Below are 18,617 nucleotides of genomic sequence, written 5' to 3'. Positions count from 1 at the left end.
CGGTTATCCGACGTCGGCGTCCGCGACCCGGTCAGTAGGCTGTTCACCATGACTGCTGGAACTGTCGGCGAAGTGGATACCGTGCGCGAAGCGGTGCACGAGGCGGCGCGGCGGGCTCGGGTGGCGTCGCGGACGCTGGCACAGCTGACGACCGCGCAGAAGGACGCGGCCCTGCACGCCGCGGCCGATGCGCTGCTCGCGCACAAGGATGCCGTCCTGGCCGCCAATGCCGAGGACATCGCGACCGCGGAGGCGAGCGGAACCGCGGCCTCGCTGCTGGATCGCCTGCGGCTGACCGAGCCGCGCATCGACGGCATCGCCTCCGGGTTGCGTCAGGTCGCCGGCCTGCCGGATCCGGTGGGCGAGGTGCTGCGCGGCTCCACCCTGGCCAACGGACTCGAGATCCGGCAGGTGCGCGTGCCGCTGGGCGTCGTCGGCATGGTCTACGAGGCCCGGCCGAACGTCACCGTCGACGCCTTCGGCCTGGCGTTGAAATCCGGTAACGCGGCCCTGCTGCGCGGATCGTCCTCGGCGGCCCGGTCGAATGCGGCCCTGGTCGAGGTCATGCGGGAAGCCCTTGTGGCCCAGGGTCTTCCGGCCGACGCGGTGCAACTGCTGCCGAGTGAGGATCGCTCCAGCGTCACCCATCTGATCCAGGCCCGCGGCTTGGTGGACGTGGTCATCCCGCGCGGCGGCGCCGGACTGATCAACGCGGTGGTCCGCGACGCGCAGGTCCCGACCATCGAAACCGGCACCGGCAACTGCCACGTCTACGTGCACGCCGCCGCCGATCTCGAGATGGCCGAATCGATCCTGCTGAACTCCAAGACCCGCCGGCCCAGCGTGTGCAATACCGCCGAGACGGTGCTCATCGATCGCGCGATCGCCGAAACCGCGGTTCCGCGCCTGATCAGCGCGCTGGAACAGGCGCAGGTCACCATCCACGGCGATCTGCCCGGCCTGGTTCCCGCGACCGACGAGGATTGGGCCGACGAATATCTGTCGCTGGATATCGCGCTCAAGGTCGTCGACGATCTCGACGCCGCGGTCGACCACATCAACGAGTGGGGCACCGGCCACACCGAGGCCATCGTGACCGCCGATCTGAAGGCGGCCCGCGAATTCACCGCCCGGGTGGACGCGGCCGCGGTGATGGTGAACGCCTCCACCGCGTTCACCGACGGCGAGCAGTTCGGATTCGGCGCGGAGATCGGCATCTCCACGCAGAAGTTGCACGCCCGCGGTCCGATGGCGCTGCCCGAGCTGACCTCCACCAAGTGGATCGTCTGGGGCGACGGCCAGATTCGGCCGAGCTGAAGCGGCCCGGCCGAACCCATCCCGTCCTGTGGTCTCGCCGACACCGGAGTATCGAACCCGGCCCGCGGGTGTGTACCGTCGTGATCAGCTGTTCTTTACGGTGCATACCTGCAGTGGGCTGCGCTGTTCCCGAAGGAGGGCCCAACTGTGCAGACGACCGTGCACGAGCCGATTTTCGCCTCTGTCGACGATGTGATCGACCGTCTGGCCACCACCGGCTACCTGGCCGACAAGGCCACCGCCACCTCGGTGTTCCTGGCCGACCGGCTCGGCAAGCCGTTGCTGATCGAGGGGCCCGCCGGCGTCGGCAAGACCGAATTGTCGCGCGCGGTCGCCCAGGTCGCCGATGCCGAGTTGGTTCGCCTGCAGTGCTACGAGGGGATCGACGAGGCGCGTGCGCTGTACGAGTGGAATCACGCCAAGCAGATTCTGCGCATCCAGTCGGCGACCTCCGGCGGGCCGGATTCGGGTAACGCCTGGGCCGACACCAAAGCCGATGTGTTCAGCGAGGAATTCCTGCTGCAGCGCCCGCTGCTGACCGCTATCCGGCGCACCGACCCGACCGTGCTGCTGATCGACGAGGCGGACAAGGCGGACGTCGAGATCGAGGGCCTGATGTTGGAGGTGCTGAGCGACTTCGCCGTCACCGTCCCGGAACTCGGCACGATCACCGCCACCCGCCGCCCGTTCGTGGTACTCACCTCCAACGCGACCCGCGAACTGTCGGAGGCGTTGAAGCGCCGCTGCCTCTACCTGCACATCGACTTCCCGGACGAGGAACTCGAGCGCCGCATCCTCGCCAGCCGGGTGCCGGAGCTGAAACCGGCCGTGGCCGCCCAACTGGTCCGTGTGGTGCACGTGCTGCGCGGGATGCAGTTGAAGAAGTTGCCGTCGGTCGCCGAATCCATCGACTGGGCCCGGACGCTGCTGGCGCTGGGACTGAAGGATCTCGACGACAAGACCGTGCGCGCGACGCTCGGTGTGGTGCTCAAACACCAGAGCGACCATCAGCGCGCCCTGGCCGAGCTGAAATTGGCCTGAGCCGTGTCCGGTAAGCGCACCACCCCCCGCGCGCTGGTCTCCGCGGCGTTGCGTGGCGGGTCCGCCGCGCAGGCCGCGCCGCCACCCGGGCAGACCGCGCCGCACGGACTCTCCGGGCATGTGGTCGGTTTCGTGGAGGCCTTGCGCGCCAGGGGAATTCCGGTCGGGCCGTCGGAAACAGTGGATGCCGGCCGGGTGCTCACCGTGGTCGATCTGATGGATCGCGAGATGCTGCGCGAGGGCCTGGCCTGTGCGCTGCTTCGCCGGCCCACGCAGCGCGCCACCTTCGACGGATTGTTCGAGCTGTGGTTCCCGGCCGCGCTGGGTGAGCGCGCGGGCGCCGACGACATCGAACTGCCGCGGCGCGACGACGGTGAAATCGACCTGTTCGAATTGCGTCGGATGCTGGCCGAGATGCTGGCCGCCGAACCCACGGGTGACCAGACCCGGCAGTTGCAGAATCTGGCCGCGCAGATGGTCGAGCAGATGGGGCAGTACCAGTCGGCGAACGGGCCGTCGTTCTCGGCGTATCAAACGCTGAAAGATGTGCAGCCCGAGGTGCTGATCAGCAGGATCCTCGCGGGATTGGCTGCCGGGCAGAACAATTCGGAGTTCGAGACCGAAGTCGGCCGCCGCGCCGCCCGCGAACGGGTCAAGGCGTTTCGCGGCACCGTCGAGGCCGAGACCCGGCGGCGGGTGGCCGAGCGGCTGGGCCGCGAGCGAGTCGCGACCTACGGTGTCCAGCGCCAAGCCGAGGATGCCGACTTCCTGCGCATCTCGGAGAACGAACTGGCCGAACTGCGGCGCGGTTCGCAACGGCTGGCGCGCGTCCTGGCATCCCGCTTGGCCGCTCGCCGTCGCCGTTCCCGGCGCGGCGAAATCGATCTGCGCAAGACGCTGCGCAAGTCCATGTCGACCGGCGGGGTGCCGATCACGCTGCAAACCCGCAAACCGCGGCCCGGCCGCCCGGATCTGGTGCTGTTGTGCGACATCTCGGGATCGGTGGCCGGATTCTCCAGTTTCACCATGCTGCTGGTGGATTCGCTGCGTGAGCAATTCTCGCGGGTGCGGATCTTCGCGTTCGTCGACCAGGTGGACGAAGTGACACACATCTTCGATCAGGTCACGCCGCTGGACCAGGTGACCCGGCGCATCTTCACCGAGACCGAGGTGGTCGGATTCGAGGGGCACTCGGATTACGGTGCGGCACTGCGCGGTTTCGCGGAGGACTGGCCCGATGTGGTGACCAGCCGCACCTCCCTGCTGATTCTCGGCGACGCCCGAACCAACTATCGGGATCCGGCGCTGAATACGCTGCGCGAACTCGTCGGGGTGGCCAAGCACGCGCACTGGTTGAATCCGGAGGCCGAAAAGATGTGGGGCACCGGTGATTCGGCGGCCAACCGCTACGCCGAGGTCATCGAGATGCACGAATGCCGGTCGGCGCGCCAGCTGACCGGTGTGGTTAGCAGGCTGCTTCCGGTCTAGTCACGAGGATGGGCATGAGCGATCTCCTGCGGTACTGCCTCCGCAAGCCGGGAGCCTGGCGCGACGAACCCTGGGAGGGCGACGTCGTCGCGAAGGTCGGCGACAAGATCTTCGCCTTCGTCAGCCCGGAGACGGTGACGCTCAAATGTGGGCGCAACCGCCTCGAAGCCGACGAACTGGTGCATATCCATCCCGACGACGTCACCGCCTCCGCCTATATCGGGCGTTACGGCTGGAACACCGTCCGGCTGGGTGGCTCGGTGTCGGATGCGGAAGTGCGCGAACTGATCGACCAGTCCTACGCCGAGATCGTCGCGAAACTGCCGAAATCCAAGCGGCCGACGGGATAGCGTGCCGTTTGCCCCGCATCATCAGCGGCTGTTAAGCGCTTTCCAAGCAGGGCCGTCGATCATTCGCGCGTGCCGTGCCCACCGGGGGAGTTCGCCGACGAAATCCCCGCCGACCAGCCGAGCGCCCCTGCGGCGCGACGACCTCCCCGCGTCCGGGATGCCGAGTCCTCCGATCCCGGACGGTCCGGCTCCGATCCGGCCGGCCGGATGCCGCACACGGGAAGCCCGGTACCCGAGTACCCGGCACCGACACACGCGCCGGCCGAACCACCGGCGGACGATCCGCGGTCACGAGCGCAGGCATTGACCGAGGCCGCGACCGCCCTGCTCGGGACCAGTCCCGCCGCCGCGGAACGAATGTTGGCGCAGGCCTTGAAAGTCGGCGGCGGCGTGCTGTCCGGTGACCAACTCGCGCGGCTGTCCTCGCTGGTGGTGACGGCGGTCGCCAATCAGCCGGGCCGGGAGCACGACCTGGCGGCCGCGGCAGTGGCGGCGGCCGAGAGCTGGACCGGCATCTCCGCCGCCGACGCGGCCCATCACACCCTGCTGGCCGCCCGCGTCCACTATCGCAGCGGTCACCATCGCCTCGCGGCCACCCTGTTCGCCGCTGCCCTCGGCTGTGATGCGCTGCCCTACCCGTCGGAAGAGATCGCGGTGCTGTACGAACAGCTCGGACGGTGCCTGGGGCTGAGCCACCGCCACCGTGCCGCGGCGCGGGCCTACGCCGCGGGTGCGGCGGCCGTCGCCGGCAGACCCCAATGGCACGAACTGCACGGCGACCTGATCGAGGCGGCGACCCGATCCCGGCGATCGGCGCGCAATCCGGTGGCGATGGTGCGGGCGTATCTTTCGGCGCGGCGGACGCGGTGAGCAGCACGGCCCGTGGTCACGGACCGGGCCGCAGGGGCGACGCGCCTCGGTCCGGCGCCCCTGAACCGGGCCCGGAATCGGCATCTCGCGGGCCCCTCGGAGGCGGATCGGTCGACGAGGCCCGCCCCTGATCGGGCCCGCCCAGTAAGCTCGGCATTCGTGCAAAACACAGGCCGGCGCAAACTGGGCGTGATGGGCGGTACGTTCGATCCGATCCATCACGGGCACCTGGTTGCCGCCAGTGAGGTCGCCAACCGCTTCGACCTCGATGAAGTGATCTTCGTACCCACCGGGCAGCCGTGGCAGAAGTCCACGCGGCAGGTTTCACCGGCGGAGGACCGCTATCTGATGACGGTCATCGCCACCGCGTCCAATCCGCGGTTCTCGGTCAGCCGTGCCGACATCGACCGGGAAAAGGCCACCTACACCGTCGATACCCTTCGTGACCTGCAGAATCAGCATCCGGACGCGGATCTGTACTTCATCACGGGTGCGGACGCGCTGGCCAGCATCCTGACATGGCAGGATTGGGCGGAACTGTTCGAGCTGGCGAAGTTCGTCGGGGTGAGCCGTCCGGGGTACGAATTGAATGTCGACCACCTCGAGGGACATCTGCGGAATCAGCCGGCCGATGCGGTCACCGTCATCGAGATCCCGGCCCTGGCGATCTCGTCGAGCGAATGCCGTCGCCGTGCCGCCGAGGGGCGCCCGGTGTGGTACCTCGTTCCCGACGGCGTCGTGCAGTACATATCGAAACGGCACCTGTACGTGCCGGGAGGGAACGGAAGGTGAGCCCAGCATGAGCGGTCAGGCGCGCAGGAGGCAGCGGAGCGTAACCACGGAACGCCCCGCTCATGCTCGAGGAGAGAACGCATGACGGCATCGGCACAGGCGGTGGAGATGGCGCAGGTCGCCGCGCGGGCCGCCGACGAGAAGCTGGCGACCGACGTCGTCGTCCTCGATGTCTCCGATCAGCTGGTGATCACCGACTGCTTCGTCATCGCCTCCGCGCCGAACGAGCGTCAGGTCAACGCGATCGTCGACAACGTCGAGGAGAAGTTGCGTCTCGCCGGGCACAAGCCGGTCCGTCGTGAGGGCACTCGGGAAGGTCGCTGGGTGCTGCTGGACTATGTCGACGTCGTGGTGCACATCCAGCACAGCGACGAACGCAATTTCTATGCGCTGGAACGGTTGTGGAAGGACTGCCCGCAGGTCGAGGTGCCGGGTCTGGAGGCACCCGCGCAGGCCCCGGCGAGTGGGAGCGGGGACCCCGCGTGAACCGCGGGCCCGAAGGGGGGACCGCGCGTGATCCCGAGGTGTCCGGGGCACGCGGCGTCGACTCCGATGTGAGCGACGCGTCCGAAGGTGGTGCGCCGGTAGTGGGTTCGCGGGCGTCGAAATATCCGGGGGTGCGCCGGCTGATCCTGCTGCGACACGGGCAGACGGAATGGAATGCCGCCGACCGCATGCAGGGCCAGATCGACACCGAGCTCAGCGAATTGGGTCGGCGCCAGGCGAAAGACGCTGCGCGCGAGCTTGTTTCCCAGGACGCCGTCGCGATCATCTCCTCGGATCTGCGCCGCGCCTACGACACCGCACTCGCCCTGGCCGAACACAGCGGACTCGAGGTCGTGCGGGATGCGCGGCTGCGGGAGACCAGCCTCGGTGATTGGGAAGGTCTCGACCATCTCGAGGTGGACGCGCGGTATCCGGGCGCGCGCAAGGCGTGGCGGCTCGATCCCACGGTCACGCCGCCGGGCGGGGAGAGCAAACTCGAGGTCGGCGCGCGGGCGCTGCCGGTGGTTCGCGAGCTGTTCGCCGAGCGTGCGGACTGGCCCGGCCGTACCATCATCCTGGTCGCGCACGGTGGGCTGATCGCGGCCCTGACCGCCGCGCTGCTGGAACTGCCCGAGCACAAATGGCCGATCCTGGGCGGATTGGCCAACACCAGCTGGGTGCAGCTGAGCAGCCACGGTCCGGGCATCGAGCAGCCGGGTTGGCGGCTGGATGTGTGGAATGCGGCGGCGAAGGTAGCACCTGATGTCCTCTGAACGCTCCTCCGACGACCGGGACGAACCGGTCCGGCAGGTATCCGACGAACTGTTGCGCAAGGCATCCGAAGGGCCCGTCCGGCGGCTGCCGGACGCGCTGTTCGGCGGTCCGGTCGCGCCGGCCGGGGAATCCGACGCTGCACCCGAACCGGGTGATGCGGACGACGACGGAGGATCGACCGGTCCGCCGGCCGTTCTCGTGGATACGCCCACCGAGGCACAGGAGGATGCGGAACCGGCCGCGGGCGCGGGGGAAGACAGCGTGCCCGGCCGTTCCGAGAAGGAACCGTCCACCGAGCCCGCAACTACGCATGCCGTCTCCGGTGATGCGGCGGTAGCCGGTGACGGCGACGCGCACCGGAAGTCCGACACCGGTTCCGGCGCGGCAACTCCCGGCGAGCGGAGCGTGTCGAGCGCGCCCGTCGACGCCGTATCGGGAATCGACGACGCGGTCTCCGCGGAAGCGCCGCCGAGCATCGGCGACGGGACCGGCGCACCCGAGGCTTCGGCACGACCGGTTCTGGTCGTGATCGCGGATTCGCTGTCGTACTTCGGCCCGAAGGGCGGCCTGCCCGCCGACCATCCGCGCATCTGGCCGAATCTGGTTGCCGCGGAACTCGATTGGGACGTCGAATTGGTGGCGCGGATCGGCTGGACCTGCCGCGACGCCTATTGGGCGCTCATCGGCGATCCGCGCGTATGGGCCGCGGTGCCGCGCGCCGGAGCGGTGGTCCTGGCCACCGGCGGCATGGACACGCTGCCCTCGCCGCTGCCCACGGCGCTGCGGGAAATGATCCGGTATCTGCGCCCGCCGGTGCTGCGCCGGCAGGTGCGCACCGGATATCAGTGGCTGCAACCGCGACTGTCGAAACTCGGTCGCCCCGTGGCACTTCCGCCGCACGTGAGCATCGACTACCTGGAACAGTCACGGCATGCGCTGGCCCAGTTGCGGCCCGATCTGCCGGTGGTCTCGGTGCTGCCGTCCGTCCACGACTGCGAGGCCTACGGCAAGGTGCACTCCGGGCGAGCTCCCGCGGTGCGTGCGCTGCGGGAGTGGTCGGCGAAAACCGGTGTGCCGCTGGTGGATCTGGGAGAGGCCGTGCACGACGACATCTTCTCGGGCGAGGCGAATCCGGACGGAATCCATTGGGGCTGGGAGGGGCATGCGGCGGTGGCGCGAGCCATGGTGAAGGTGCTGTCGGAGGTGCGTTCGGTCGAGGCCGGTGCATGAATCGGTTCGGATAGCCGATGACCGTCGTGGTGGTCACGGATTCGGCGGCGAGCGTACCCGCCGCACTGGTATCGGAATTGGGCATCGTGGTGGTGCCGCTGCATGTGCTGGTCGACGACCGGGCGATCGCCGAGGGCGTCGACGACTGCGAGATCGACTACGGCGCGTCCACGGTGACGACCTCGTCCGCCTCCCCGGGTGAATTGCGCGCCGCCTACGAGCGCGCTCTGGAGCTCAGCGCGGGCGACGGTGTTGTGGCCGTGCATATTTCGCGACAGCTGTCGGCGACCTGGGAAGCCGGTCGCCAGGCCGTGCAGGATATGGACGCCGCCGACCGGGTGCGCCTGGTGGATTCGCTGAGCGCGGGCCTGGGCACCGGGTTGCCCGTACTCGCCGCCGCCCGTCGCGCGCGGTCGGGTGCGGCGCTGGACGTGGTCTACGACACCGCGGTCGCCGCCGCCGGGCGATCGCGCACGTTCATCGTCGTCAATCGGACCGAGCAGCTGCGGCGCGGCGGGCGGCTCAGCACCGCGGCCATGTTCTTCGGCACCGAACTGGTGACCAAGCCGATACTCCAGATCGTCGACGGCAAACTGGAGCTGCGGGAGAAGGCACGCACCCGGTCCAAGGCGTACGCGAAACTCGTTGCGGCAGCGGTCGATGCGGCCGGTGACGACGGGGCGGCGGTGGCCGTGCAGCATCTGGGTGCCGCCTCCGCGGCGGCCACCATCGCCGGACAGCTCGGCGAACTCATCCCCGGGATGCGGGAGCTCGTGACCGCCGAATTCGGTCCCACGCTCGGCGTGCACGTGGGCACCGGGGCGGTCGGCGTCCTGGTGGTCCCCGGCGGTTGCGGCTGAGCGTCTACCATCGCCGGCCGACGAACTCTGTCGACGCGCCGCAGGTTGTCCACAACTCAGCCGCTGTCCCCAGACATTCCGAAACCCCAGCTCGCGCACCGAGTCACGGCCCGCCGCGCACATACGGTCACCGTCATGGCGCGACACGAGGATCGGACCCTACTGCGGCAGCGACTGCACGACGTATCACCCGGAACGGCAACGCTCGGCACCCTGGCTCCCGGCCCGGGTGATCCGGCCCACGACGGGCTGTGGGACCTCGCCCGACCACGGGCGGACTCGGCCGGGCAGCGCCGCGACCCCTCGGGCGGCCCCTCCGGGAGCCGGGATTTCGGCTTGCGCGGTAGCGAACCGGGTCCGCCCGCCGAACCGGTGAGTGGCCTCGACGATGCCGCCGCCGGTGTGCGGGCCGGCGGCCACGGCGGAACTTGGCCGAGGCGGCCATTTTCGCCGAGCCGTAGCCGGCAGAGGGGCGACGACGCCGCGGCCCAGCCCGGGAGTGCGGGAGCCCCCGGCCGACCCGACGGTGACGATCGGGATGGTGGCGAAGGTCCCGCGGTGACCGGCGCGGCGGCGACGTTTCCCGAGGCGCCGGAGAGTCCGCGAATTCCGCAGTGGCTCAGCGAACCGGTGGGATCGGTGACGATCTGGCAGCGGCTGGTTCCCGAGCGATTCCGGGGTGTTCGCGTGGATCCCGGGCGCAAAGGGGTGTGGGTGCTGGCCGGTGTCGGCGTGGCGGCGGTGATCGTGGCGGCGGCCGCCGCGCATCGAGACGATCCGGTGGCGGCGCCGGTGGCGCCGCTTCCGGCGGTGCGCACGGCCGCTGCCGAGACCTCGATGGTCCCCGCGCCGGTGGACGGCCCCGGACTGGCCGTGCGGTCCGATTCGCCGGGCCGGGCGGCCCCGTCGCCGACTCCCGGCGGCGATCTGGTGGTCAGTGTCATCGGGTTGGTCGAACATCCGGGTCTGCTGCATCTCGCACCCGGAACACGGGTCGCCGACGCTGTCGCGGTGGCCGTCGCGCGGGAAGGCGCGGACCTCGCCGGGCTGAATCTCGCCCAGCGGCTCGCCGACGGCGACCAGATCGTCGTCGGTGAGCCGGGGCCCGCGAGCGGCCCGCGCCTCGGCAGCATGGTCGTTGCGGGCGCCTCGCATTCGGCCGCGACGTCGGGCGCCGCCTCCCCACCGGCGCACAAGGTCAACCTCAACACGGCTACGGAACAAGATCTCGACTCCCTCACCGGGGTGGGGCCCACCACCGCCGCGGCCATCATCGGCTGGCGCAACCGGCACGGCCGTTTCACCAGCATCGACCAGCTCGCCGAAGTCACCGGCATCGGCCCCGCCAAGCTCAACCGCCTCCGTGACCAGGTCACCCTGTGAACCGCGGCGAATCGAGGCACGCTCGGCGCCGGCGCGAACCCGACGCGAACTCCGCCCCCGGTGGCATAGAACGCGTAACGGTCGGGGCGGATGGCCCTCCATTGGACGCGCGGCTGCTTCCCGCCGCGTTGGGGTGCTGGAGTGTGACCATCGCCGGGATCACGCTGGGGTGGCGAGCCGGGATGTGGGTGTGCGCGGGGCTGGGCCTTTCGGTGGCCGCAGCGGGAATCGTTCTGGCACGGAGCCGATTTCGTGCTCCGCATCGAGCGGCCTGGTGGGTGGTGCTGGCCGCGCTGCTGGCGTCCGCGGGGTTCGGAGTGGCGGCGTCGTGGCAGTCCTACCGGGTGAGCGCCCATCCGCTGGGGCGGCTGGCGGCGGGCAGTGTGGTGACGGCCGAGATGGTGGCCGGAGATCCGAAACCACTCCCGGCCCACTCCTTCGGTGGGCGGCAATGGGCGATGCGCGCGACGGTTCGCCAATTCCGTTACGGCGCAACATCCGTACACGGCGATGCGGCGGTGACGGTGATCATGCCGGAGCGGGTCTGGTCGGATCTGGTGCCGGGGCAGCACGTCACCGTCCGGGCTCGGCTCGATCATCCATGGCGACGTGATCTGACGGTCGCCGTGCTGCGGGCGCAGGGACCGCCGATCCGGGTCGGGACCCGGCCGTGGTGGCAGTCTGCGGCCGCGGCGGTGCGGGGGAATCTGTCCGAGGCGGCCGCACGCGCGTTGCCGCCGGACGCGGCCGGCGTGCTGCCGGGGCTGATCGACGGTGATATTTCCGGACTGCCGGATCACGTCCGCGAGGACTTCCGGGCGGTCGATCTCACGCATCTGGTCGCCGTGTCCGGGACGAACGTCTCCATCGTGCTCGCCGGTGTGCTGCTCGCAGCCCGAGCTCTGACGCTCGACCCGCGCTGGGGTGCGGTACTCGCGGCGCTGGCGCTCATCGGATTCGTCGTTCTGGCGCGGCCGTCGCCGTCGGTACTGCGGGCGGCCGTGATGGGCGCGATCGCGGTGCTGGCGATGGTGACGGGACGCCGGAAACAGGCGTTGCCGGCCCTGTGTGCCGCGGTGATCGTGCTGATCGCGCTGTCACCGCAGCTGGCGGTCGATATCGGCTTCGCCCTCTCGGTGCTGGCGACCGCGGGGCTGATCCTGCTGGCGCCGAGCTGGTCGCAGTGGCTGGAACAGCGCGGCTGGCCCCCACTCGCGGCCGAGGCGTTCGGTGTCGCGGCGGCGGCCTTCGCGGTCACCACGCCGATCATCGCCGCACTGACTGGACATGTCAGCGGGGTCGCGATCGTGGCGAATGTGCTGGTCGAACCCGTCGTCGCGCCGATCACGCTGCTCGGGGTCGGCGCGGCCGCCCTGTCCTGCTGCTGGCAACCGGCCGCGATCTGGGTGCTGAACCTGGCCGAGCCGCCGATGTGGTGGTTACTCTTCGTCGCCGAACACGCGGCGGCACTGGGTATTTCGCTGCCGATGCCCGCCGGAGTGCGGGGTGCGGTACTGGCCGGAGCGCTCATCGGGGGTGCTGTCGCGGTGCTCGGGCGCTTGGGCGCGCGCCACACACGCACGCCCGCGGGGCCGGCGCCGCCACCGGTGCCCGGCGACGGGTCGGTGAACGTGTCACCGGCCACCCGTAGGATCGTGCCGTGACCGATCACCTGGCTGCCTTACATCTGGTACTCGGTGAGGAGGAACTGCTCATCGAACGGGCGGTCGCCTCGATCGTGGCGCAGGCGCGGGCCGCGACCAACGATCCCGGCGCGATGCCGGTGGATCGGCTGCGGGCGGGCGATGCCAGCTCCGCCGAACTGGCCGAACTGCTGAGCCCCTCGCTGTTCGCGGAGGATCGGGTGATCGTGTTGGAGGCCGCCGCGGAGGCCGGGAAGGATGCGGTGGCGCTGGTCACCGCGGCCGCCGGTGATCTGCCCGAGGGCGTCGTGCTCGTGGTCCTGCACTCGGGCGGCGGACGGGCCAAGGCGCTGGCGCCGGCACTGCAGAAGCAGGGCGCAGAGGTGCACACCTGCGCCAAGATCAGCAAGGCGAACGAGCGAAACGAATTCGTACGCAACGAATTCCGCACAGCCGGCGTCCGCGTCTCGGGCGATGTGGTGCAGGCGGTGGTGGAGGCCATCGGATCCGATCTGCGGGAGCTGGCCGCGGCCTGTTCCCAGCTGGCCGCCGATACCGGCGGCAAGGTGGATGTCGACGCGGTGCGCCGGTACTACTCCGGTCGCGCCGAGGTCACCGGATTCGAGGTCGCCGATCTGGCCGTCGCCGGTGACCGTCCCGCGGCCATGGAGGCGTTGCGCTGGGCGACCGACCGCGGCGTCCCGGCCGTTCTGCTCGCCGACGCGCTCGCCGACTCCGTGCACACCATCGCGAGGGTCGGATCCGCCGGTCGCGGCGACCCGTTCGCGCTGGCCTCCCAGCTCGGCATGCCGCCCTGGAAGGTGAAGAAGGCGCAAACCCAGGCCCGCGGGTGGACCGCCGCCACCATCGGCAGTGCCCTGCAGGTGGTGGCCGCACTCAACGCCGACGTCAAAGGCGGTGCGGCCGATACGGATTACGCGCTCGAACACGCCCTGGCCAGCATCCTGGATCTGCACGCCGCCGCGCACTGAGTCCCGTCGGCCGCTGCGCTCGCGGTGTGCCGTCCGGACCTAGCGGTGGTTGTGCGCGATGATCTCGCCGACGAGTGCGGGACCCGGGAAGTCGGCCATTACGACGCCGGTCGCCGCGCCCGGCCGGGAGCGGAGGTAGTCGAGTGCGTGCTGGTTCTCGTATTCGGCGTAGCGGTGGGGAAATTTCGCCGGATCGGGAACGCCGGAGGCCGACAGGAAGTCCATCGACAATGCCCGGGTGCCGATGGTCGGGGCCTGCGCGAGATGGGTGGCGGCGGCCGCCCACTTGTCCTCGCGAGTGGGTTTGTCCCACCGGTCCTGCGCGTCGATCGGCACGCCCCGGTCGTCGATCCCGTCGGCGCGAATGACGACGATGGCGCCGCGCACGTCACCCAGCCGGGGAATCGCGACGGTGCCGGTAGCCGTCGGTCGCCAGACCCGCGGATGCGCGTTCAGGTACCGGTCCAGCAGTGGTGGGTCGGGCGGTAGCCCACCCGCGTCCTCGCATTGGAAGGTCTTGTCCTCGTTCGTGCATTCGGCCTTCACTCGCATCAGGATCGTTTCGCGCGGGTGCCGGTCCAGGAATTGTTCGGCGATCCGTAGCACGTCGTCGAGGCCGGCCTGCTGATAGAAGCTGCCGTGCTGTACGCCGAGATTGCCGGCCTCGTCGCGCCGGACACGGATGTCGAGCGCCCGGATACCGGCCTCGAGCTGGGTGCTCGCGGTCCGTTCCGACGCACAGGCGGGTTCCGTGCACCCGGTGTCGAACTTCTCCTGGGTGACCACGGCCGGGCCGGCCTTGCCGCCGTGGATCGACATGGTGTCGTGAGTGCCGGGGACGGACATCGCGCTGAGCGGAGTGCTGTCGGGCAGCGCACCCATCCAGTCCGGGTTGCTCGCGGAATCGAGATGATCGATCGCGCCGACGGCGGCGGCCTTGGGCATGCCGGCCGATTCGGTGCCGGATACGGCCGACGGCGGCGCCGACCGCGCCGCGGGGACCGGTCGCGCGGCCGGGACCGACTGCCCGCACCCGGTCGACAGGGCGCTCGACATCGCGGCTACCGCAAGAACAAGGCCCGTACTTCTGCGAATCTCCCCACCCCACACCCGGACAACGGTAGCCGAGGTGAATCAACGACAAAAGCCGCCGTGGTCATCTGCGATGCAGATCCTCTGCCACGGCGGCGTTGCGAATGCTGTTGTGCGGCAGTACATACCGCGTCGGTTCCGGTCCGGCCGGAACCCGGGAAATCAGCCCAGCTTGTTGAGAGCCAGCGAGAGGGCGGACTTCTTGTTGGCGGCCTGGTTGGCGTGGATGACGCCCTTCGAGGCGGCCTTGTCCAGGCTGCGGCTCGCCGAACGCATCAGCTCGAGCGCCTTGTCCTTCTCGCCCGCCGCGGCGGCCTCGCGGAACTTGCGGATCGAGGTGCGCAGCGCGGACTTCACCGACTGGTTGCGCACCCGCGCCGCCTCGTTGGTGCGGATCCGCTTCATCTGGGACTTGATGTTGGCCACGCCTGTTCCTCTGATTCCTTCTCGTCAGTTGATGTGCTCTTGATGTTCGTGAAAAGTCTCTGGGCGCACTACATGGAAACAGGTAGCGCCGCGCCGACGATCGAGGTTACCAGCTGGGGTGGTGGGAAGTGAAATCGTCCCGCCCGGGCCGCTCGATCGGGAACGCCGGTGCCGCCGGAGCGACTTACCTGTGCATTGTCGTTGTGAGCCCGATCTCTTTCGCGTACCGTCCGACCGGTACGACCGTACCGGTCGGACGGTTAATTCCTGAATCTCCGCGTAGTACCTGGTTTCGAAACTCGGATCGAAGAGGGAAGGTGGCAGATGTCTCCGACTGCTCAGGAAGTGATCGAAGATGTGGTCGAGCAGCGCGAAGTCCCGCTCGCTCGCAAACTGATCGCCGAGGCGATCGGCACATTCGTCCTGGTGTTCGGCGGCGCCGGCACCGCCGTTTTCGCCGGAGCCCGGGTCGGTGCGCTCGGGATCGCATTGGCCTTCGGCTTCAGTCTGTTGTTGCTGGTCTACGCCATCGGCCCGATTTCGGGTTGTCACGTGAACCCGGCGGTCACCATCGGCCAGCTCGCGATGGGCCGGATCAGGTGGCTCGTCGCGGTCTACTACATCGTGGCCCAGCTGATCGGCGGCTTCGTCGCCGGCGCCGTGATCTTCGCCATCGCGAGGGATCTGCCGTCGTACAACCGCGCGTCCGACGGACTCGCGGCCAACGGCTGGGGCCCGCACAGTCCGTCGAAGGTGGAGGTTCGGGGGCCGATGGCCACCCTCATTCGAGACGGCTACGGCCTCGCGGCGGCGATCACCGTCGAAGTGGTTCTCACCGCCCTGCTGGTGTTCGTCGTGCTCGCGTCCACGGACCGGCTCTCCCATGTGCGGATGGCGGGTCTGAGCATCGGCATCACCCTGGCGGTGATCCACCTGATCTCCATACCGATCGACAACACGTCGGTGAACCCCGCCCGCAGTCTGGCCGTCGCCCCGTACCAGGACGGCGCCCTCGCGCAGGTATGGGCCTTCGTCGTCTTTCCGCTGGTCGGCGGCCTGTTGGGAGCGCTGGTCTACAGCGCGCTGTTCGGGCGCACCAGGCACCTCACCGACTGACGTCGTCGCGGCGCCGGCCCCAGTCGTATTCCGCGCACAGCCGGTGCGCGACCAGATCGAAGGTCTTCCGCGGCAGGATCGCGCCCTCGCGCCGGATGCCGGCCTCGGGAACGTCGAGGACCCGATCCAGCCGGACCCAGCTGTCGCGCCCCTCGTAATCCCATGGACCGGAGCCGATTCCGATCCAGTTGGGTTCGGCGCCACGGGCCGGGTTCGATGACAGCATCAGACCCAGCAGGGTCTTGCGTTCGCGGCCCACGACCAGTACCGGACGATCTTTGCCGTTGGCCGGATCCTCCTCGAACGGCACCCAGGTCCACACGATCTCGCCCGGGTCGGCGCGGCCGTCGAGCTGCGGGCAGTAGACGATCTGGCGGGCACGTTCGCGGGTGGGTACCGGAGTCGAGGCCGCCGGCCGTACCGCGACCGTGTCCTTGCGGCGGCCGCCGAGGGCGCGATCCCACATCGAGGAACGCTGCATCCGGTCGACGAGTTTCGGTGCCTGCTTCTTGACGATCCTGGGCCCCTGCTCCTTGGCGATGGTCCCCAACTGCTTGCCCAGAGAGCTCCACGTGCTGGCCATATCGGCAGAGCTTAACGGCGAACCGCGCTCGGCTCATCCCTGTCGGATTCGCTTGTGCCGGGCGGTGAATCGGGTGTGCCGCCGCTCACATCGGGGCCGTCGGCCCCCGGAACTGCGCCGTTGCCGCCGATGCCGGCCCGCCGGTGCGTGCACGACCACGCGGTATGCGCACGTAGACTGCCGCATGGCGACTTATCGACTTGTTCACGGGTAGGAGTGTCCCATCAGCACGTTTGCCGACACGACGTTCACCGATCCCTCGCGGATCCGGAACTTCTGCATCATCGCGCATATCGACCACGGCAAGTCCACGCTGGCCGACCGCATGCTGCAGTTGACCGGGGTGGTCGAGGAACGGCAGATGCGTGCGCAGTATCTGGACCGGATGGATATCGAGCGCGAGCGCGGTATCACCATCAAGGCCCAGAATGTGCGGCTGCCCTGGAATGTCGACGGCACGGACTACGTCCTGCATCTGATCGACACGCCTGGTCACGTCGACTTCACCTACGAGGTCTCGCGGGCGCTCGAGGCGTGTGAGGGTGCGATTCTGCTGGTCGACGCCGCCCAGGGTATCGAGGCGCAGACGCTGGCCAATCTGTATCTGGCACTGGACAAGGATCTCGAGGTCATCCCGGTGCTGAACAAGATCGACCTGCCGGCGGCCGATCCGGACCGTTACGCCGCCGAGCTCGCCCATATCGTCGGCTGCGAGCCCGAGGACGTGCTGCGCGTATCCGGCAAGACCGGCGTCGGCGTGCCCGAACTGCTCAACAAGGTGATCGAGACGGTTCCGCCGCCGGTCGGCGAGGGCGATGCCCCGGCCCGCGCGCTGATCTTCGACTCGGTCTACGACACCTATCGCGGTGTCGTCACCTACGTGCGCGTGGTGGACGGCAAGCTCACTCCACGTCAGAAGATCAAGATGATGTCCACCGGCGCCACCCACGAGCTGCTGGAGATCGGCATCGTCTCGCCCGAGCCCAAGCCCACCCAGGGCCTCGGTGTGGGGGAGGTGGGCTATCTCATCACCGGCGTGAAGGACGTCCGTCAGTCGAAGGTCGGTGACACGGTCACCACCGCCCGCGACGGCGCCACCGAGGCGCTGACCGGCTATCGCGAGCCGCGTCCGATGGTCTACTCCGGTCTCTATCCGGTGGACGGTTCCGACTATCCGGATCTGCGTGACGCGCTGGACAAACTGCAGCTCAACGATGCCGCGCTCACCTACGTCCCGGAGACCTCGGTCGCGCTGGGCTTCGGTTTCCGCTGCGGCTTCCTCGGACTGCTGCACATGGAGATCACCCGGGAGCGGTTGCAGCGCGAATTCAACCTCGACCTGATCTCGACCGCGCCCAACGTGATCTATCGCGTGATCATGGAGGACGGTACCGAACAGGTCGTCACCAATCCGTCGTTCTGGCCCGAGGGCAAGGTGCGCCAGATCTTCGAACCGGTGACCAAGTGCACGATCATCGCGCCGAGCGAGTTCGTCGGCACCATCATGGAGCTGTGCCAGTCGCGCCGCGGTGAACTGCTCGGCATGGACTACCTGTCCGAGACTCGCGTCGAGATGCGGTACACGCTGCCGATGGCGGAGATCATCTTCGATTTCTTCGATTCCCTGAAGTCGCGCACGCGCGGTTACGCCTCGCTGGATTACGAGGAGGCGGGCGAGCAGGAGGCCGCGCTGGTCAAGGTCGACATCCTGCTGCAGGGCGAGGCTGTCGACGCGTTCTCGGCCATCGTGCACAAGGACGCGGCTCAGGCCTACGGCCACAAGATGACCACCAAACTGCGCGAACTCATTCCGCGGCAGCAGTTCGAGGTGCCGATCCAGGCGGCCATCGGCTCGAAGGTCATCGCGCGCGAGAACATCCGCGCGATCCGCAAGGACGTGCTGGCCAAGTGCTACGGCGGCGACATCTCGCGCAAGCGCAAGCTGCTCGAGAAGCAGAAGGAGGGCAAGAAGCGGATGAAGACCATCGGCCGCGTCGATGTTCCGCAGGAGGCCTTCGTGGCCGCGCTCTCCACCGATTCGTCATCGGACAAGCCGAAGAGGTAGTCTCCAAGGTTCCGTGAGATCAGTTGGACCGTTGACCGACTCGACGGCCGGTTGATCTTGGGGCTTTCCGGAGACGGCCTCCGGTGGCAAGCTCGGAAGATGCCGCTGT

At 69.0% G+C, this 18,617-nt stretch carries 18 protein-coding genes; 15 read left to right on the top strand and 3 right to left on the bottom strand.

Annotated elements, in window-relative coordinates:
• Positions 1 to 48: 48 nt before the first annotated feature.
• The 13 genes from NMI01S_RS23860 (at position 49) to holA (ending at position 13,226) form a co-directional block, all read left to right on the top strand.
• Positions 49 to 1,317: a glutamate-5-semialdehyde dehydrogenase gene (locus NMI01S_RS23860; RefSeq protein WP_063000600.1), complete on the top strand. Its 1,269-nt coding sequence runs from the start codon at positions 49 to 51 to the stop codon at positions 1,315 to 1,317.
• Positions 1,318 to 1,464: 147 nt separating this feature from the next.
• A complete protein-coding gene (locus NMI01S_RS23855) occupies positions 1,465 to 2,358 on the top strand; it encodes an AAA family ATPase (protein ID WP_128145391.1) in 894 nt (297 codons plus the stop codon).
• Between the two features lie 48 nt (positions 2,359 to 2,406).
• Positions 2,407 to 3,846 (top strand): vWA domain-containing protein, encoded by a 1,440-nt coding sequence (locus NMI01S_RS23850; protein WP_063001045.1) that lies wholly within the window; start codon positions 2,407 to 2,409, stop codon positions 3,844 to 3,846.
• A gap of 14 nt (positions 3,847 to 3,860) precedes the next feature.
• Positions 3,861 to 4,196 (top strand): MmcQ/YjbR family DNA-binding protein, encoded by a 336-nt coding sequence (locus NMI01S_RS23845; RefSeq protein WP_218021091.1) that lies wholly within the window; start codon positions 3,861 to 3,863, stop codon positions 4,194 to 4,196.
• 303 nt (positions 4,197 to 4,499) lie between these two features.
• Positions 4,500 to 5,066 (top strand): hypothetical protein, encoded by a 567-nt coding sequence (locus NMI01S_RS23840; RefSeq protein WP_157126328.1) that lies wholly within the window; start codon positions 4,500 to 4,502, stop codon positions 5,064 to 5,066.
• Positions 5,067 to 5,225: 159 nt separating this feature from the next.
• Positions 5,226 to 5,858 (top strand): nicotinate-nucleotide adenylyltransferase, encoded by a 633-nt coding sequence (gene nadD / locus NMI01S_RS23835; protein WP_084513195.1) that lies wholly within the window; start codon positions 5,226 to 5,228, stop codon positions 5,856 to 5,858.
• Between the two features lie 81 nt (positions 5,859 to 5,939).
• Positions 5,940 to 6,344, top strand: coding sequence for a ribosome silencing factor (rsfS, locus tag NMI01S_RS23830; RefSeq protein WP_063000591.1), 405 nt, complete (start codon positions 5,940 to 5,942; stop codon positions 6,342 to 6,344).
• Positions 6,345 to 6,445: 101 nt separating this feature from the next.
• The gene (locus NMI01S_RS23825) at positions 6,446 to 7,117 is read left to right on the top strand and encodes a histidine phosphatase family protein (RefSeq protein WP_063000589.1); all 672 of its coding nucleotides are present in this window, start codon (positions 6,446 to 6,448) and stop codon (positions 7,115 to 7,117) included.
• A gap of 475 nt (positions 7,118 to 7,592) precedes the next feature.
• Positions 7,593 to 8,348 carry a diglucosylglycerate octanoyltransferase gene (gene octT / locus NMI01S_RS36445; protein WP_063001044.1) on the top strand — a complete coding sequence of 252 codons (756 nt, stop codon included), beginning with the start codon at positions 7,593 to 7,595 and terminating at the stop codon, positions 8,346 to 8,348.
• Positions 8,349 to 8,365: 17 nt separating this feature from the next.
• Entirely contained in the window at positions 8,366 to 9,208 is an 843-nt protein-coding gene (locus NMI01S_RS23815) for a DegV family protein (RefSeq protein ID WP_063000587.1), read from the top strand.
• A 135-nt stretch (positions 9,209 to 9,343) separates the two neighbouring features.
• A complete protein-coding gene (locus tag NMI01S_RS36035) occupies positions 9,344 to 10,591 on the top strand; it encodes a ComEA family DNA-binding protein (protein ID WP_157126326.1) in 1,248 nt (415 codons plus the stop codon).
• 143 nt (positions 10,592 to 10,734) lie between these two features.
• Entirely contained in the window at positions 10,735 to 12,255 is a 1,521-nt protein-coding gene (locus NMI01S_RS23805) for a ComEC/Rec2 family competence protein (protein ID WP_245716990.1), read from the top strand.
• On the top strand, positions 12,252 to 13,226 hold the full coding sequence (holA, locus tag NMI01S_RS23800) for a DNA polymerase III subunit delta (RefSeq protein WP_063000585.1): 975 nt from the start codon (positions 12,252 to 12,254) through the stop codon (positions 13,224 to 13,226). Before NMI01S_RS23805 ends, holA begins: the two co-directional genes overlap by 4 nt.
• A gap of 39 nt (positions 13,227 to 13,265) precedes the next feature.
• Here holA and NMI01S_RS23795 read toward each other — a convergent pair whose 3' ends face one another.
• Both NMI01S_RS23795 and rpsT read right to left on the bottom strand, forming a co-directional pair.
• Entirely contained in the window at positions 13,266 to 14,282 is a 1,017-nt protein-coding gene (locus NMI01S_RS23795; protein ID WP_063000583.1) for a phosphatidylinositol-specific phospholipase C, read from the bottom strand.
• 198 nt (positions 14,283 to 14,480) lie between these two features.
• Entirely contained in the window at positions 14,481 to 14,744 is a 264-nt protein-coding gene (rpsT, locus tag NMI01S_RS23790) for a 30S ribosomal protein S20 (protein ID WP_030512822.1), read from the bottom strand.
• A 324-nt stretch (positions 14,745 to 15,068) separates the two neighbouring features.
• Between rpsT and NMI01S_RS23785 the strand changes: the two genes are divergently transcribed.
• Positions 15,069 to 15,860 carry an aquaporin gene (locus NMI01S_RS23785; protein ID WP_063000581.1) on the top strand — a complete coding sequence of 264 codons (792 nt, stop codon included), beginning with the start codon at positions 15,069 to 15,071 and terminating at the stop codon, positions 15,858 to 15,860.
• Here the strand turns inward: NMI01S_RS23785 and NMI01S_RS23780 are convergent.
• Positions 15,850 to 16,443, bottom strand: a complete 594-nt coding sequence (locus NMI01S_RS23780) for a type II toxin-antitoxin system PemK/MazF family toxin (protein WP_063000579.1) — start codon at positions 16,441 to 16,443, stop codon at positions 15,850 to 15,852. The two genes, NMI01S_RS23785 and NMI01S_RS23780, sit on opposite strands and share 11 nt — an antisense overlap.
• Before the next feature lie 223 nt (positions 16,444 to 16,666).
• Here NMI01S_RS23780 and lepA point away from each other — a divergent pair, with 223 nt between their 5' ends.
• Positions 16,667 to 18,508, top strand: coding sequence for a translation elongation factor 4 (lepA, locus tag NMI01S_RS23775; RefSeq protein ID WP_083870661.1), 1,842 nt, complete (start codon positions 16,667 to 16,669; stop codon positions 18,506 to 18,508).
• The last annotated feature ends 109 nt before the right edge of the window (positions 18,509 to 18,617 follow it).

It is taken from the genome of Nocardia mikamii NBRC 108933 (assembly GCF_001613505.1).
Classification (GTDB): Bacteria; Actinomycetota; Actinomycetes; order Mycobacteriales; family Mycobacteriaceae; genus Nocardia; species Nocardia mikamii.
Note: the sequence above shows the minus strand (reverse complement) of the source record. Positions and strands in the feature narration are given on the sequence as shown.

Coding starts and splice junctions, on each gene's coding strand:
- NMI01S_RS23860 (WP_063000600.1), top strand. CDS start 49: ATGACTGCTGGAACTGTCGGCGAAGTGGATACCGTGCGCGAAGCGGTG.
- NMI01S_RS23815 (WP_063000587.1), top strand. CDS start 8,366: ATGACCGTCGTGGTGGTCACGGATTCGGCGGCGAGCGTACCCGCCGCA.
- NMI01S_RS23845 (WP_218021091.1), top strand. CDS start 3,861: ATGAGCGATCTCCTGCGGTACTGCCTCCGCAAGCCGGGAGCCTGGCGC.
- NMI01S_RS23785 (WP_063000581.1), top strand. CDS start 15,069: ATGTCTCCGACTGCTCAGGAAGTGATCGAAGATGTGGTCGAGCAGCGC.
- rsfS (WP_063000591.1), top strand. CDS start 5,940: ATGACGGCATCGGCACAGGCGGTGGAGATGGCGCAGGTCGCCGCGCGG.
- NMI01S_RS23780 (WP_063000579.1), bottom strand. CDS start 16,443: ATGGCCAGCACGTGGAGCTCTCTGGGCAAGCAGTTGGGGACCATCGCC.
- NMI01S_RS36035 (WP_157126326.1), top strand. CDS start 9,344: ATGGCGCGACACGAGGATCGGACCCTACTGCGGCAGCGACTGCACGAC.
- NMI01S_RS23795 (WP_063000583.1), bottom strand. CDS start 14,282: ATGTCGAGCGCCCTGTCGACCGGGTGCGGGCAGTCGGTCCCGGCCGCG.